Source organism: Variovorax sp. P4_D9, assembly GCF_056401695.1.
In genome coordinates this window covers 1-577 of the sequence record NZ_JBFUIU010001739.1, presented here as the reverse complement: position 1 = coordinate 577, position 577 = coordinate 1, and the positions used below count along the sequence as shown (strand labels likewise).

Below are 577 nucleotides of genomic sequence, written 5' to 3'. Positions count from 1 at the left end.
GCGCTGCGTGGCTGCGCGTGCTGGCTCGCGCTTGCGTTTGCTGCACATCCGCAGCGCTGGGCGCCGGCAAGTCCTCGAACAGTCCCTGGTCCTGATTCATCGCCTCGTCTGTGGCCTGTGTTGACATGCCAGGGCTGTAGCCAGTCCCGTGCCAGTTCGCGAGGGTCGGAGAAAAACTCTCACTCTCTCAGAACTCAGAACTCAGAACTCAGGACTTGGCATGAAGCTCTTCAGCTTTTTCCGCAGCGGCACCTCGCACCGGCTGCGCATCGCGCTCCATCTCAAGGGCGTTCCCTACGACTACGAGGCGATCGACCTGCGCCGCGAGCAACACTTGGGCGCCCCCTACAAGGCGATCCATCCGCAAGGCCTGGTGCCGGCGCTGCAGACCGACGGCGACGACGGCCTGCTGATCCAGTCGCCGGCCATCATCGAATGGCTGGAGGAGCGCCACCCCCAGCCGCCGCTGCTGCCGGCCGACCCGGCGGGCCGCGCCCGGGTGCGCGCGCTGGCCGCCGTCGTCGGCTGCGACATTCATCCAGTAAACAACCGGCGCATCCTCGAAGCACTGCGCCGC

At 66.7% G+C, this 577-nt stretch carries 1 protein-coding gene; it reads left to right on the top strand.

Annotation, left to right across the window (positions count from 1 at the left end; translation table 11 throughout):
* Positions 1 to 220: 220 nt before the first annotated feature.
* On the top strand, positions 221 to 577 hold a 357-nt coding region (locus tag AC1DY5_RS58080; protein ID WP_478123105.1), incomplete at its 3' end, for a glutathione S-transferase N-terminal domain-containing protein.